The organism is Enterobacter sp. 148H3 (assembly GCF_034107425.1).
In the GTDB taxonomy this organism is placed as follows: domain Bacteria; phylum Pseudomonadota; class Gammaproteobacteria; order Enterobacterales; family Enterobacteriaceae; genus Enterobacter; species Enterobacter vonholyi.
This window is the reverse complement of sequence record NZ_JAWNEI010000015.1, coordinates 22,384-36,606: the sequence shown is the minus strand read 5'-3', so window position 1 is coordinate 36,606 and position 14,223 is coordinate 22,384. Positions and strand designations below refer to the sequence as shown.

Genomic DNA, 14,223 nt, shown 5'->3' with positions numbered 1-14,223 from the left:
GATCTGAGTGTTGATCCGAAACGTTTCGGATACAAACCAAAACGTTTCGGTTTTGTGATCGGCTTTAGAAAATGGAGAGATTCAGGCCGTCTGGCCGGGAAAGAATTCGGGCTGCCAAAGCACCTGAAGCCGTTCAATATCGTCGCCGTTAATCAGCTGACGCACCATATCGGCAATCTGTTTCCCGACGCCCTGGCGGGTGGACTGGATCACTGCCGCCACGTCAGCATCGACGATACTGTCCTGCGGGAGCCCGTCATAAACAACCAACGCAACAGCGTTCTCGCCGGTCAGACGGCCCAGCTCTGTCAGCGCCATCGCCGCGCCGTCACCGTGAGTGTTGCAGTCGGTAATGATGGCCGTGGGCGGCTGCGACAGCGAGAGAAGCTCTTTCGTGGTGGCATAACCCACGCGGCGCGAAGGGGGCATGGCGCGCAGCCATTCGCTGGAAAGCCCGGCTTCCCGCAACGCTTCCAGATAGCCCTGACGACGCTGGGTGATGAATGCCTGATTGTTGCTTTCGCCCAGTAGGGCAATGCGCTGATGGCCTTTCCCGATTAGCCAGCGTGTAGCATTGTACGTACCGGCATAGTTGTCGAAGTCGAACCACGCGTACGGCTGCGGTAGCTGACTGCGACCAAGCGCCAGAAAGGGAAATCCAGCGGCCTGCAGCTGCTCAAGTCGCGGATCGCGATCCAACGTGTGGGCCACAATCAGCGCATCCACGCGGCGGCTTTGCACCATGCGCATATAGCTGTGCTTATCCGCAAGATCGTCGTCGGCGATAAGCAATAAGTCGATCTCATGTCGCGCCAGTTCGTGGCTAATTTCGCCGACCATGTCCATAAATACGCTGTTATTGAGCGGAACAGGATGGACCGGGAACACCAGCCCAACGGCATCAATTTTTCCCATCTTCAGGCGGCGGGCGAAGGTGTTAGGCCGATAGCCGCGTCGCTGGGCTTCCGCTTCTACGCGAGCGCGCGTCTCGGCGGAGACGTCGTCATATCCGTTGAGGGCGCGGCTGACGGTGGTGACTGACAGCCCCAGTTCTTTGGCAATGGCTTTAAGCGACATGAGTTTCCGTATCTCTGTTAGTTTTGTTCCGCCACCAGCAGCGCGTAAGTGTCTGGCTCCAGGGCCTTGAAGATGTGCGGCTGGTCGGCGGGATAACAAATATAATCCCCTGCGCCGAGCTCTTCCGCCGCGTCGAGCAGGCCGACCAGCGCCCGGCCCTGCGTCACAATAATATGTTCAACAGAGCCCGGCGGATGCGGCTGAGAAATACGATCTGCGCCCGGTTGGGTCATCAGAAGATAGACATCGCGGCGCGCGCCGGGTGGGCATGCCGCCAGTAAAATGGCTTCATAATTAGCCTGTCCGGCGACCACTTTTGTCCCTTCACCACGGCGGATCACCTGCGTGGTCGGCAACTGCGGCTCAAGCAGGCGGGCGAAAGGAATATCCAGCGCCACGCACAGCGACCACAGCGTTTCCAGGCTAGGGTTACCGTTGCCGGACTCCAGCTGGGAAAGAGTGGATTTAGCGATCCCGGCACGGCGGGCAATTTCCGCCAGCGAAAGCCCGGTGCGCAGACGTTCCCGCACCAGACTTTTAGCGATCAGGCTGATTGGCTGCGTCATATAACGGCCTCTTGTTCTATAAAACGAACGAATCGTTCGCCTTGAAAATCAGTTTCGTTGCGTTCATTATAATGGATACACGTTCGATATGGCTAAAAATGTATGAAGCATCATCTCTCTTGTCTGAAAGGCGACACCATAAAAGCAATCATCCTGGTCTGCCTCGCGGTGGGCGTGGTGGGGATGTCCTACGGCTCGCTGGCGATGGCCTATGGTTTCCCTGTCTGGGTGCCGTTTGTGCTCTCCATCACCGTACTCGCGGGCGCGTCAGAGTTTATGTTTATCGGCATTGTAGCAAGCGGTGGTAACCCGCTGGCGGCTGCAGCCGCAGGATTACTGGTCAACGCGCGCCACGTGCCGTTTGGAGTGACGGTGCGAGAGCTGGTCGGTAAGCGCGGTCTTAGCCTGTTGGGCTGCCACATCATGAACGACGAAAGCGTGGTGTTTGGCCTGTCGCAAAAAACCGCCGAGCAGCGTAAAGCCGCCTACTGGCTGTGCGGTTTAGGCGTTGCCATCGTCTGGCCGCTTGGCGCGCTGCTGGGTGCCATGGTCGGCAAGCTGCTGCCGGACCCGGAAACCATAGGCCTGGATGCGGTATTTCCGGCGATACTGCTGGCATTAGTGGTTCCCGCATTTAAAAACCGCACCACGCTGATCCGCGCCTGCAGCGGTGCCGTTCTGTCGCTGGCCGCGGTGCCGTTTGCCCCCGTAGGTCTGCCGGTACTGCTCTCTTTACTCGGTCTTGCCGCGAGGAAAAAATAATGGAAAACATGACGTTCTTTATTCTCGGCATCGCCATTTTGTCTGCGGGAACCTATTTGATGCGTCTTGGCGGAGCGAAACTGGGCAGCAGGCTGGCATTGTCAGAGCGTTCACAGGCGCTGCTGTCAGATGCGGCAACTGTATTGCTGTTTTCCGTGGCGCTGGCGACCACGTTTTATGAGGGTGACCACTTTGCCGGCATGGCGCGCGTGCTGGGCGTGGCGTTTGCAGTGTTTTTGGCCTGGCGGAAGATGCCGTTAATTGTGGTGATCGTAGCGGCGGCAGTGGTAACCGCGCTGCTGCGCGTGGCGGGCATAAACTAAAAAAGCGCCCCGGGGGCGCTCTTTCGACGGTGTGACAGCTTATTTAGTCAGTTCAGCGGTCATGTGTACGCGGTTACCTGAGAACGCCTGGGTAATTTTGTACGATGACGCGCCGGCTTCCTGAGCCTGAGCCGCGATTTTAGCTTCTGCGCCATCAATGGTAGAGGCGGTTGCGGTTACGGTCTGTGCAGCGAAAGAACCGAAAGAAGTAGCCAGAGCGATTACAGCGACAAAATTTTTGATGATTTTCATGATATAAACCCTTTCATTAAGTTGTTTTGGTAAGGCACCGCGCCTTGATGAGATAAATACTAGACCTCATCATGAACAACTAAAAGCGGAAGGATTTGCTATTATCATTCAAAATTACTGATCAACTATCAATCGTTGTGGATGGGTATAAATCGTCGCCCTTCCCGGCTTGCAGAAGCCCACCAGCGTCAGGTTGCAGCGCTCCGCCACCTCCACCGCCAGCGTTGTTGCGGCTGAGACCGCAAACAGAATTTCCACACCGCACATCGCGGATTTTTGCACCATCTCGTAGCTGGCGCGGCTGGAAACGAGTGCTGCCCCCTGCTTCCAGACCTCACTTTCACGTGCCCGGCGGCCGAGCAGCTTATCCAGCGCCACGTGGCGGCCAACGTCCTCATGTCCCCCGGCAATATCCCCCGACGGCAACACCCATGCCGCCGCGTGCGTGCAGCCGCTCAGCTGGCCGATGGGCTGTACATCATTCAGGTGCTTAAGCGCAGGGTCGAGGTGCACCAGATCAAAGGTCTGAGTAAACGGCAATGGCGCAACAGGTTTACCAATATCGTTGAGCTGCTCAACGCCGCACACGCCACAGCCGGTACGCCCGGCCAGCGCGCGACGGCGCTCCTTGAGTCCCATAAAGCGGCGGCTGGAGAGCTCGATTTGCACTTCCAGGCCGTTGCAGGCCTGCACCACGTCCATGCCATAGATATCTTGCGGGTGGTCAATGATGCCTTCCGAGAGGGAAAAACCGATGGCGAACAGCTCAAGATCTTTTGGAGATGCCATCATCACCACATGTGAAATACCGTTGTAAACGAGCGCAACGGGCACTTCTTCCGCCAGAAAATCCGGCGTGGCATGGGTGATGTGGGGCGGTCGGTGTACCGACAGTTCCACAATACCTGCAGGTAGTGGTGACGAGTGGGGAGCACGGTTTTGTTTAGACACAGCGGTATTCCTGAACAACCACGGAGGTGAGCGTGCTATTGCAGCATAAACCACAGGCTGTACGCATAGTATGGATCAACTTTTCGACAACCATTCTCCTACTCATTTAGCAGGGGTGCAACCTGCCACCGGCTACACCGCTTTAACATGCAGAGCCGTTAATGTGATCAATGTCACACTTTATAATCAACATGGTGATAATACGTTCACTTTGTATTAACGCCATTAGAACAGCGGTACCGACAATGTGGTATTCTGATGATATCCCTCGTGGAATTGAGGGATTAACGCAAATTTTTTCCTTTGCGGTCATTCTTCAGCCGCGAAGTCAAAACTACATATGTAAGCAATGTCGAAACAAGGAGTGACCCATGCAGGTCAGCAGAAGGCAGTTCTTTAAGATCTGCGCTGGCGGTATGGCAGGCACCACGGCAGCGGCACTGGGCTTTGCGCCCGGCGTAGCGCTGGCGGAAACGCGGCAGTATAAACTGCTGCGCACCCGTGAAACCCGTAATACCTGTACGTACTGCTCTGTCGGTTGCGGGCTGTTAATGTATAGCCTCGGCGACGGTGCTAAAAACGCCAAAGCGTCTATTTTCCATATCGAAGGCGACCCGGATCATCCGGTTAACCGCGGCGCATTGTGCCCGAAAGGGGCCGGTCTGGTGGACTTTATCCACTCCGAAAGCCGTCTCAAATTCCCTGAATATCGTGCGCCTGGATCCGACAAATGGCAGCAAATCAGCTGGGAAGAGGCGTTTGACCGCATCGCAAAACACATTAAAGAAGACCGCGATGCCAACTTTGTTGAGAAGAATGCCGACGGCGTCACGGTCAACCGCTGGCTCTCCACCGGGATGCTGTGTGCCTCCGCTTCAAGCAACGAAACCGGTTATTTAACCCAGAAATTTACGCGCGCACTCGGTATGCTCGCGGTCGACAACCAGGCGCGTGTCTGACACGGACCAACGGTAGCAAGTCTTGCTCCAACATTTGGTCGCGGTGCGATGACCAACCACTGGGTCGACATCAAGAACGCCAACCTCATTGTGGTGATGGGCGGTAACGCCGCTGAAGCGCACCCGGTCGGGTTCCGCTGGGCGATGGAAGCCAAAATCCACAACGGTGCGAAACTGATTGTGATCGATCCCCGCTTTACGCGAACTGCGTCAGTGGCGGATTTTTACACCCCTATTCGTTCAGGTACTGACATCACTTTCCTGTCAGGCGTATTGCTGTACCTGATGACCAACGAAAAATATAACCGCGAATACACCGAAGCCTATACCAACGCCAGCCTGATCGTGCGTGAGGATTACCACTTCGAAGATGGCCTGTTCAGCGGTTACGACGCCGAAAAACGCAAATACGACAAAACCAGCTGGAACTACGAGCTGGATGAAAAAGGCTTTGCGAAGCGCGACCCCACCCTGCAGCACCCGCGCTGCGTGTGGAACCTGCTGAAAGAGCACGTTTCCCGCTACACGCCTGAGGTTGTCGAAAACATCTGCGGTACGCCGAAGGCGGACTTCCTGAAGGTGTGCGAGCTGATCGCCGAAACCAGCGCGAAGGACAAAACCGCGTCGTTCCTGTACGCCCTCGGCTGGACGCAACACTCCATCGGTGCGCAGAACATCCGTACCATGGCGATGGTTCAGCTCCTGCTCGGCAACATGGGTATGGCTGGCGGCGGCGTGAACGCCCTGCGCGGTCACTCCAACATTCAGGGTCTGACTGACCTCGGCCTGCTGTCTCAAAGCCTGCCGGGTTACATGAACCTGCCAAGCGAGAAACAGACCGACCTGCAAACCTACCTGACGGCCAGCACGCCTAAACCGCTGCTTGAAGGCCAGGTGAACTACTGGGGCAACTATCCGAAGTTCTTCGTCTCGATGATGAAAGCGTTCTTCGGTGATAAAGCGACGGCTGAAAACAGCTGGGGCTTTGACTGGCTGCCGAAGTGGGACAAAGGTTATGACGTTCTGCAGTATTTCGAGATGATGCACCAGGGCAAAGTGAACGGCTATTTGTGCCAGGGCTTTAACCCGGTGGCCTCGTTCCCTAACAAGAACAAGGTTGTTGAGTCGCTGTCGAAACTGAAGTTCCTGGTGACGATTGACCCGCTCAATACCGAGACCTCGACCTTCTGGCAGAACCACGGCGAATCGAACGACGTCGATCCGTCGAAGATTCAGACCGAAGTGTTCCGTCTGCCGTCAACCTGCTTCGCGGAAGAGAACGGGTCGATCGTTAACTCCGGACGCTGGCTGCAGTGGCACTGGAAAGGCGCGGACGCCCCGGGCATCGCCATGAACGACGGCGAGATCCTGGCCGGCATCTTCTTACGCCTACGTAAGATGTATGCGGAAGAAGGCGGCGCGAACCCGGAACCTGTGCTGAACATGACCTGGAACTACTCGACGCCTGAAAACCCTGCGCCAGAAGAAGTGGCGATGGAGAGCAACGGTAAGGCGCTGGCGGACGTTATCGACCCAGCCACCGGTACCGTGCTGGCGAAGAAAGGCGATCAGCTCAGCACCTTCGCGCACCTGCGCGATGATGGTACCACCTCCAGCGGCTGCTGGATCTTTGCCGGTAGCTGGACGCCGAAAGGCAACCAGATGGCAAACCGCGATAACGCCGACCCGTCGGGCCTTGGCAATACGCTGGGCTGGGCATGGGCGTGGCCGCTCAACCGCCGCATCCTCTATAACCGCGCATCCGCTGACCCGCAGGGTAACCCGTGGGATCCGAAGCGTCAGCTTCTGAAGTGGGACGGTGCGAAATGGGGCGGCGTGGATATTCCGGACTACAGCACTGCCGCACCGGGCAGCGACGTTGGGCCATTTATCATGCAGCCTGAGGGAATGGGACGCCTTTTTGCTATCGATAAGATGGCGGAAGGTCCGTTCCCGGAACACTACGAGCCGTTTGAGACGCCGCTGGGCACCAACCCGCTGCACCCGAACGTGGTCTCTAACCCGGCAGCCCGTATCTTTAAGGGCGATTTCGAAGCGCTGGGTAAAAAAGACAAGTTCCCGTACGTGGGCACCACCTACCGTCTGACCGAGCACTTCCACTACTGGACCAAGCACGCGCTGCTTAACGCCATCGCGCAGCCAGAACAGTTTGTGGAGATCGGCGAAAAGCTGGCGAACAAGCTCGGCATTGCCCATGGCGATACCGTGAAGGTCTCCTCTAACCGCGGCTATATTAAAGCCAAGGCGGTGGTGACTAAGCGTATTCGCACGCTGAACGTTCACGGTCAGCAGGTGGATACCATCGGTATTCCGATTCACTGGGGCTATGAGGGCGTGGCGAAGAAAGGGTTCATTGCGAACACCCTGACGCCGTTCGTCGGTGATGCGAACACGCAGACGCCGGAGTTTAAGGCCTTCCTCGTGAACGTGGAAAAGGTGTAACGGAGACGACTTATGGCTTATCAATCTCAAGACATTATCCGTCGTTCCGCGACTAATGGTTTCACGCCCGCGCCTCAGGCGCGGGACCACCAGCAGGAAGTGGCGAAGCTTATCGACGTGACCACCTGTATCGGCTGTAAAGCCTGTCAGGTGGCCTGCTCTGAGTGGAACGATCTGCGTGACGAAGTGGGTCACAACGTCGGGGTGTACGACAACCCGGCGGACCTGACCGCCAAGTCCTGGACGGTGATGCGTTTCTCGGAAGTTGAGCAGAACGACAAACTGGAATGGCTTATCCGCAAAGACGGCTGTATGCACTGTGCGGATCCGGGCTGCCTGAAGGCATGTCCGTCAGAAGGGGCTATCATTCAGTATGCCAACGGCATCGTCGACTTCCAGTCCGAACAGTGCATCGGCTGCGGCTACTGCATCGCGGGCTGTCCGTTCGACGTACCGCGCCTGAACCCGGAAGACAACCGCGTCTACAAATGCACCCTGTGCGTTGACCGCGTAACCGTCGGCCAGGAGCCAGCGTGCGTGAAGACCTGCCCAACCGGCGCTATCCACTTTGGCTCCAAAGAGGATATGAAAACGCTGGCGGCAGAGCGCGTGGGCGAGCTGAAAACCCGTGGTTACGACAACGCGGGCCTGTACGATCCGGCCGGGGTTGGCGGTACGCACGTGATGTACGTGCTGCACCACGCCGACAAGCCGAATCTGTATCACGGTCTGCCGGAGAACCCGGAAATCAGCGCCACCGTGAAGTTCTGGAAAGGCATCTGGAAACCGCTGGCAGCGGTCGGTTTTGCTGCCACCTTCGCAGCGAGCATCTTCCACTACGTCGGCGTCGGTCCGAACCGCGCGGAAGAGGAAGACGACAACCTGCATGAAGAGAAAGACGAGGTGCGCAAATGAGAAAACGTGACACCATCGTGCGCTACACCGCGCCGGAACGCATCAACCACTGGGTCACCGCCTTCTGCTTCATGCTGGCGGCGATAAGCGGGCTGGGGTTCTTCTTCCCGTCCTTCAACTGGCTGATGCAGATCATGGGGACTCCACAGCTGGCGCGCATCCTGCACCCGTTTGTGGGCGTCATTATGTTCGCGTCTTTCATCATCATGTTTTTCCGCTACTGGCACCATAACCTAATCAATCGGGATGATATCTTTTGGGCGAAGAATATTCGTAAGATCGTCGTCAACGAGGAAGTGGGTGACACCGGGCGTTATAACTTCGGCCAGAAATGCGTATTCTGGGCGGCGATTATCTTCCTGGTCCTGTTGCTGGTGAGCGGCGTGATCATCTGGCGTCCGTACTTTGCGCCTGCTTTCTCAATCCCGGTGATCCGATTCGCGCTGATGCTGCATTCATTTGCCGCAGTGGCGTTAATTGTGGTTATCATGGTGCATATCTACGCCGCCCTTTGGGTGAAAGGCACCATTACCGCGATGGTGGAAGGATGGGTAACCAGTACGTGGGCGAAGAAACATCACCCGCGCTGGTACCGTGAAGTCCGCCAGAAACAGGAAAAGTCATCTGAATGAGTATTCGCATAATCCCGCAAGATGAGCTGGGGTCGAGCGAGAAACGCACGGCGGATTATATTCCGCCGTTGTTATTCCCCAGACTCAAGAACCTCTACAACCGCCGCGCAGAGCGTCTGCGCGAGCTGGCAGAGAACAACCCGCTGGGCGATTTTCTGCGTTTTGCCGCGCTGGTCGCCCACGCGCAGGAAGTGGTGCTGTACGACCATCCCCTGCAAATGGATCTGACCGCGCGCATCAAAGAAGCCAACGCGCAGGGCAAACCGCCGCTGGACATTCACGTCCTGCCGCGCGACAAGCACTGGCAAAAGCTGCTGCATTCGCTGATTGCCGAGCTGAAGCCGGAGATGAGCGGAACCGCGCTGGCGGTCATTGAGAATCTGGAAAAAGCCTCTGACCTGGAGCTGGAAGAGATGGCGAGCGCGCTGTTTGCCTCCGACTTTGCTCTGGTGAGCAGCGATAAAGCGCCGTTTATCTGGGCTGCGCTGTCGCTTTACTGGGCGCAAATGGCGAGCCTGATCCCCGGCAAAGCTCGCGCCGAATACGGCGAGGCGCGCCAGTTCTGCCCGGTCTGCGGCTCCATGCCGGTATCGAGCATGGTGCAAATCGGCACCACTCAGGGGCTGCGCTACCTGCACTGCAACCTGTGTGAAACCGAGTGGCACGTGGTTCGCATCAAGTGCAGCAACTGCGAGCAGACCCGCGATCTGAATTACTGGTCGCTGGAAAATGAAGAAGCGGCAGTGAAAGCCGAAAGCTGCGGCGACTGCGGCACTTACCTGAAGATTCTGTATCAGGAAAAAGACCCGAAAGTCGAAGCGGTGGCCGACGATCTTGCCTCGCTGATTCTGGACGCGAAGATGGAGCAGGAGGGATTCGCCCGCAGCTCGATCAACCCGTTCCTGTTCCCGGGTGAAGGGGAATAACTCCCTGTGACAGTGCCGGGCGGCGCGTGCTTGCCCGGCCTGCAGTTCGACAGCATTACCCGCCGTCTTTCATGTCAGATGCTCTCCATTCTCATTGAGAGACGCGTCATCGCCTTTGCGAGCCGCTTTCCAGTTTGTTGCCCTCAACAATATTCTTGTTTTCTTTTGAATCAAACCAGGCTATAAAACTGTTTATCCATACAGTAAAAGGGAATTTTCATGGCGCTGGAACAGGGTATTGCACAGCTGGTTCAGGGATTTATCGCTGCAGGGCGACCCTCGTCACGTCGCCACAGCGTTGAGGTGCGACGAGCAGGTTATATTGCCAGCACGGGGCTTGCCGGGGAGACCGAAACGCGCGTTCAGGTGGAGACGCTTGTTCTTGAGGGTCTTACCATTCGGGTATTTTCACCTCTCAATGCGCCTGAAATATTGCCTGCTGCCATTTACTATCATGGTGGATGTTTCATCAGCGGCGGCTTTGATACCCATGACAACCAACTCCGCCAGTTAGCCTGCTACGGCAATTGCCGGGTGATCGCGATTCAGTACAGGCTGGCCCCGGAGCATATTTTCCCCGCAGCACATGACGATGCGGAAAAAGGTGCAGATCTGGTCTGGCAATATGCGGACAAACTGGGCGTGGATAAAAACCGGATCACACTTTGCGGAGACAGCGCAGGAGGCCATCTTGCGCTGGTGACGTCATTGCGGCTCAACGCGAAAGGACGATGGAAACCCGCGCAGCTCATTCTTATCTATCCCATGCTCGACGCCACCGCCAGTTTTGAAAGCTATGCCCTCAATGGCACGGATTACATTATCACCCGCGATACCCTGCTCAGCGGGTATGAAATGTACCTCGCCGACATCGACCGCCAACATCCCGAAGCGAGCCCGCTGTGGCGCGATGATTTTTACGGACTTCCGCCAGTGCACATCATTACCGCAGAGTACGATCCGCTCTGCGATGAGGGAGAAATGTTATATCAGCATTTGACTGAGCAAGGTGTGAAGTGTACCGCTCAGCGCTGGCTGGGCGTCATCCATGGCTTCTTTCAGCTTGGCGGCGTTAGCCAGTCTGCGCGAGACGTTATGCGGGATATCGCCGGGCGGATTCAGCACGCCCGGATAACGTGAACAGAAGATTACTCCTCCTCGTTCCCGCCCTCTTCATACGCGCCAAAAGGCTTCGCCGGAAGAACGATATAGGTGCCTTCAAACACCGCGCCCGGTGTTTTATCGCCAAATAGTTCAACCTGCATTTGTACGCGAGCCTTGCGGCCGCGTGCCAGGCGATCCAGATCGCCGCCCAGCGATCCCAGATCGGCCACCGCGCTCGGTTTACCGCTGATCGGTGCGCTATAGCGGATATGAGCATCAGCAAGAATGATAGTGCCGCCCAGATGGCGCTCGCGCAGCATCAGCCAGATAAGTCCCCAGCCGGTGAGCGTGGCCAGTGAGAACAGACTTCCAGCAAAGAGGGTGTGGTGGGGGTTCTGATTGCCAGTTTCCGGCATGGTGGTAATAAATTTTTGTCCGGTGTACTGCTGAATGCGCACGCCCATTTTTTCGCTGAGCGGAATGTGCTGATACCAGGCCTGCTGCAGCTGTCCGCACCAGTCGGCGCGATGCAGAATATCGTCCAGCGTGGCGATAGGTTTGATCATCAAAAAATGACGAATCGGGGTGGTTTGCGGGGTCGTGATCTCCCCCTGATTCACAAAACCGAGTTTAGCGAAGAATTCCACGGCATCTTCGCGGGCGCTACAGGTAACGCGCTTAACGCCTTCCTGACGGGCGACGGATTCCAGGGTCATCGCCATTAGCGTCCCCAGACCTTTGTCCTGCACGGAGGGATGAACCGCCATAAAGCGAATAGACGCTTCGTTATCGGCGTTGATATACAAACGCCCGACGGCCACGAGGTTGCCCTCTTCGTCCATCACCATCTGATGGTGGGCCATCGCGTCCCAGGCGTCGCGCTCAGAGCCTTTTGGCTGATGTAATGGCTTGCGTAGCATTTCCCAGCGGAACTGGTAATAGGCTTCTAACTCTTCTTCCGTTTGCGGTACTCGAAGGTGATACATAGCTGTACTCTCTCTTGTTACCCGCGGCCATGCCGTAAGTATGCTCATACCTGGAGCCAGAATGTGACGGGGCCATCGTTCACCAGCGATACCTGCATATCTGCAGCGAATCGTCCGGTTTGCGTATTCATTTCCTGCTGGCGACAACGCTCAACAAAGTACTCGTAAAGTGCTTCTGCACGATCCGGCGCGGCGCCTTTCGAGAAACTCGGGCGCATGCCGCGCTCGGTATCCGCTGCCAGCGTAAACTGGGAAACCACCAGCACGCTGCCGCCCGCCTGCTGGACGTTCAGGTTCATCTTGCCTTCCGCATCGCTGAAAATACGGTAGCCCAGTACGCGCTCACACAAGCGGTTGGCTTTTTGCTCGTCGTCATCCTTTTCGACACCTAACAACACCAAAAGTCCTGGGCCAATTTCACCCGTCACCTCTCCCTCCACGGTGACGCTGGCACGGGTTACGCGCTGTATCAATGCAATCATGGTTGGTCTGCTTCTTGTTGTTTTTCAGCTTCTGCTGCTTTTTTAAGTTCGCGGTATACACCGAGAGTGACAGTTATTTCAGCACCAAGCAAGACGATACACCAGGTCCAGTAGACCCAGACAAACAAAATGGGGATCACCGCCAGCACGCCGTAAATCAGCTGATAGGACGGAAACATGGTGATGTAGAGGGCAAACCCTTTCTTACCGAGCTCAAAGAGCAATGCCGCCACCAGCGCCCCCACGACCGCATCGCGGTTAGGCACGCGCGTGGTCGGCACCACGCTATAGAGCAGCCAGAACGAGAGCCACGACAGGATCAACGGAAAGATGCGAAGCACATTATCAATAGCGCCGTTTAAATCACTCGCCCAGCGCAGGGAGAGCAGATAAGAACTGATTGCCAGGCTCGCCCCGGCCAGCAGCGGCCCCAGCGTGAGGATCATCCAGTACACGGCAAAAGAATAGACCTTTGGCCGCGCTTTTTTACTCCGCCAGATCGTGTTTAGCGCGTTATCGATGGCGTACATCAACAGCAGCGCGGTGATGATAAGACCGCACGCCCCCACTGCCGTCATCTTGCTGGAATTGGCAACAAACTGCTCAATGTAGTTCTGGATAACATCCCCGGTTGCCGGAATGAAATTCGCGAAGACAAAATGACGAAGCTGCACGCTGACGTCCGCAAACATCGGAAAGGCGGAAAACAGGGCAAAGATAACCGCCACCAGCGGCACTAACGAGAGCAATGACACGTAGGCGAGGTTACCCGCCAGCGTGGTCATATTGTCCTCATCAATCCGGTGCCAGAGCAGTTTCAGCCAGGCCCGCAGCGGGCGAGTATGGTGCGTGGCTTTTTGATGAACGGTTTTTAGCATAGCTGCTTCGCAAAGTAGTCAGGTATCGTCTCTTTTCCGGTCACCAGAATTGACGTAATACCCAACTGGTTAGCTCCCTCTATATTATCGGCGTTGTCGTCGAAAAAGACCGCATCGGCCGCGGTGAATCCTTCTGACTGCAGAACAGCCTGATAAATTCGCGCTTCAGGCTTACGCATGCCCATCTCCTGCGAGAGATAGATTTTATCAGCCGCCGCCTTAACTTCAGGGTATTCTTCAGGCCAGAACGTGGTATGCAGACGGTTGGTATTTGATAGCACAACGACCCGATGCCCCTGCTCGCGCAGTTTGTGCATGATGTCGATCACCTCAGGGCGAACCGCCACAAATACCGCCTGCCAGCCGTGGGAAAACTGTTCATAGCTTAACGAAAGCCCCATCTCCTGGCAGAAACGTTCAGCGAATGCTTCATCGCTGATTTCACCGCGCTCATGCTGGTGGAAGGTCTCGCCCATCGCGAAATTCTGCTTTAAGGTCGCCAGCGGCACGCGGCTAAAATCGCTCCATGCGCCCAACACGCGATTAAAATCGATATCGACGATGACGTTTCCTAAATCAAAGATATAAAGCATGTTTATCTCCTGCTCGCCGTGGAGAGGTAACTGTAGCGGGAAAGATAAAGTTTGGCTATGCACGAGATTCAGCTTAGAGGGAGCAGTATGAAGAACAAAAATTTAGCCAGGAAGATGATATTGGCTTACTGGCGATAGGCAGGGATGAGTTTTATTTAAGTTCGATTTTGCGAAGATATACGTTTTAGTTCATTCTGCAAAAAATTATAGAAAAACGCTTCCGTAATATTTTTTCTCATCACCATATTCCCCCATTTTTGCCATGGCAATCCCATTTCGCGCGGCTTTGCTCGAAATCGCAACAAGTTCACTTTACTTAAATTTACATTTAGATACAAATGCTCTATTTATCTT

Annotated in this window: 15 protein-coding genes; 7 read left to right on the top strand and 8 right to left on the bottom strand. The window is 55.9% G+C overall.

Going from position 1 to position 14,223, the window contains the following annotated elements:
• Window positions 1-81: 81 nt before the first annotated feature.
• Entirely contained in the window at window positions 82-1,077 is a 996-nt protein-coding gene (locus tag USH94_RS18895; RefSeq protein WP_111963950.1) for a LacI family DNA-binding transcriptional regulator, read from the bottom strand.
• A gap of 17 nt (window positions 1,078-1,094) precedes the next feature.
• Window positions 1,095-1,643: a helix-turn-helix domain-containing protein gene (locus USH94_RS18890; protein ID WP_023309744.1), complete on the bottom strand. Its 549-nt coding sequence runs from the start codon at window positions 1,641-1,643 to the stop codon at window positions 1,095-1,097.
• A 102-nt stretch (window positions 1,644-1,745) separates the two neighbouring features.
• On the opposite strand from USH94_RS18890, the gene USH94_RS18885 reads away from it, so the two are divergent.
• Window positions 1,746-2,405: an AzlC family ABC transporter permease gene (locus USH94_RS18885; RefSeq protein ID WP_008501825.1), complete on the top strand. Its 660-nt coding sequence runs from the start codon at window positions 1,746-1,748 to the stop codon at window positions 2,403-2,405.
• Window positions 2,405-2,728 carry an AzlD domain-containing protein gene (locus USH94_RS18880; RefSeq protein WP_111963949.1) on the top strand — a complete coding sequence of 108 codons (324 nt, stop codon included), beginning with the start codon at window positions 2,405-2,407 and terminating at the stop codon, window positions 2,726-2,728. Before USH94_RS18885 ends, USH94_RS18880 begins: the two co-directional genes overlap by 1 nt.
• Before the next feature lie 39 nt (window positions 2,729-2,767).
• Here USH94_RS18880 and USH94_RS18875 read toward each other — a convergent pair whose 3' ends face one another.
• Together USH94_RS18875 and fdhD are read right to left on the bottom strand one after the other, a co-directional pair.
• Window positions 2,768-2,980: a DUF1471 domain-containing protein gene (locus USH94_RS18875; protein ID WP_111963948.1), complete on the bottom strand. Its 213-nt coding sequence runs from the start codon at window positions 2,978-2,980 to the stop codon at window positions 2,768-2,770.
• Window positions 2,981-3,094: 114 nt separating this feature from the next.
• The gene (fdhD, locus tag USH94_RS18870) at window positions 3,095-3,931 is read right to left on the bottom strand and encodes a formate dehydrogenase accessory sulfurtransferase FdhD (RefSeq protein WP_111963947.1); all 837 of its coding nucleotides are present in this window, start codon (window positions 3,929-3,931) and stop codon (window positions 3,095-3,097) included.
• 371 nt (window positions 3,932-4,302) lie between these two features.
• Between fdhD and fdnG the strand changes: the two genes are divergently transcribed.
• The 5 genes from fdnG (at window position 4,303) to USH94_RS18845 (ending at window position 10,966) form a co-directional block, all read left to right on the top strand.
• Window positions 4,303-7,353 (top strand): formate dehydrogenase-N subunit alpha, encoded by a 3,051-nt coding sequence (gene fdnG, locus USH94_RS18865; protein ID WP_111963946.1) that lies wholly within the window; start codon window positions 4,303-4,305, stop codon window positions 7,351-7,353.
• Between the two features lie 12 nt (window positions 7,354-7,365).
• Window positions 7,366-8,268, top strand: coding sequence for a formate dehydrogenase subunit beta (gene fdxH / locus USH94_RS18860; RefSeq protein ID WP_008501831.1), 903 nt, complete (start codon window positions 7,366-7,368; stop codon window positions 8,266-8,268).
• On the top strand, window positions 8,265-8,900 hold the full coding sequence (gene fdoI / locus USH94_RS18855) for a formate dehydrogenase cytochrome b556 subunit (protein ID WP_008501832.1): 636 nt from the start codon (window positions 8,265-8,267) through the stop codon (window positions 8,898-8,900). Before fdxH ends, fdoI begins: the two co-directional genes overlap by 4 nt.
• Entirely contained in the window at window positions 8,897-9,826 is a 930-nt protein-coding gene (gene fdhE, locus USH94_RS18850) for a formate dehydrogenase accessory protein FdhE (protein WP_023309751.1), read from the top strand. Before fdoI ends, fdhE begins: the two co-directional genes overlap by 4 nt.
• Window positions 9,827-10,045: 219 nt before the next feature.
• Window positions 10,046-10,966, top strand: a complete 921-nt coding sequence (locus USH94_RS18845; RefSeq protein ID WP_111963945.1) for an alpha/beta hydrolase — start codon at window positions 10,046-10,048, stop codon at window positions 10,964-10,966.
• Between the two features lie 8 nt (window positions 10,967-10,974).
• Here USH94_RS18845 and fabY read toward each other — a convergent pair whose 3' ends face one another.
• From fabY to yihX, 4 genes are read right to left on the bottom strand one after another with little or no spacing between them, the layout of a single operon-like run.
• Window positions 10,975-11,916: a fatty acid biosynthesis protein FabY gene (gene fabY / locus USH94_RS18840; protein WP_025759561.1), complete on the bottom strand. Its 942-nt coding sequence runs from the start codon at window positions 11,914-11,916 to the stop codon at window positions 10,975-10,977.
• A gap of 44 nt (window positions 11,917-11,960) precedes the next feature.
• Window positions 11,961-12,398 (bottom strand): D-aminoacyl-tRNA deacylase, encoded by a 438-nt coding sequence (gene dtd, locus USH94_RS18835; RefSeq protein WP_008501836.1) that lies wholly within the window; start codon window positions 12,396-12,398, stop codon window positions 11,961-11,963.
• Window positions 12,395-13,276 (bottom strand): virulence factor BrkB family protein, encoded by an 882-nt coding sequence (locus USH94_RS18830; RefSeq protein ID WP_111963943.1) that lies wholly within the window; start codon window positions 13,274-13,276, stop codon window positions 12,395-12,397. Before USH94_RS18830 ends, dtd begins: the two co-directional genes overlap by 4 nt.
• Entirely contained in the window at window positions 13,270-13,869 is a 600-nt protein-coding gene (gene yihX / locus USH94_RS18825; RefSeq protein WP_111963942.1) for a glucose-1-phosphatase, read from the bottom strand. The genes USH94_RS18830 and yihX overlap by 7 nt, the downstream gene beginning before the upstream one ends.
• Between the last annotated feature and the right edge of the window lie 354 nt (window positions 13,870-14,223).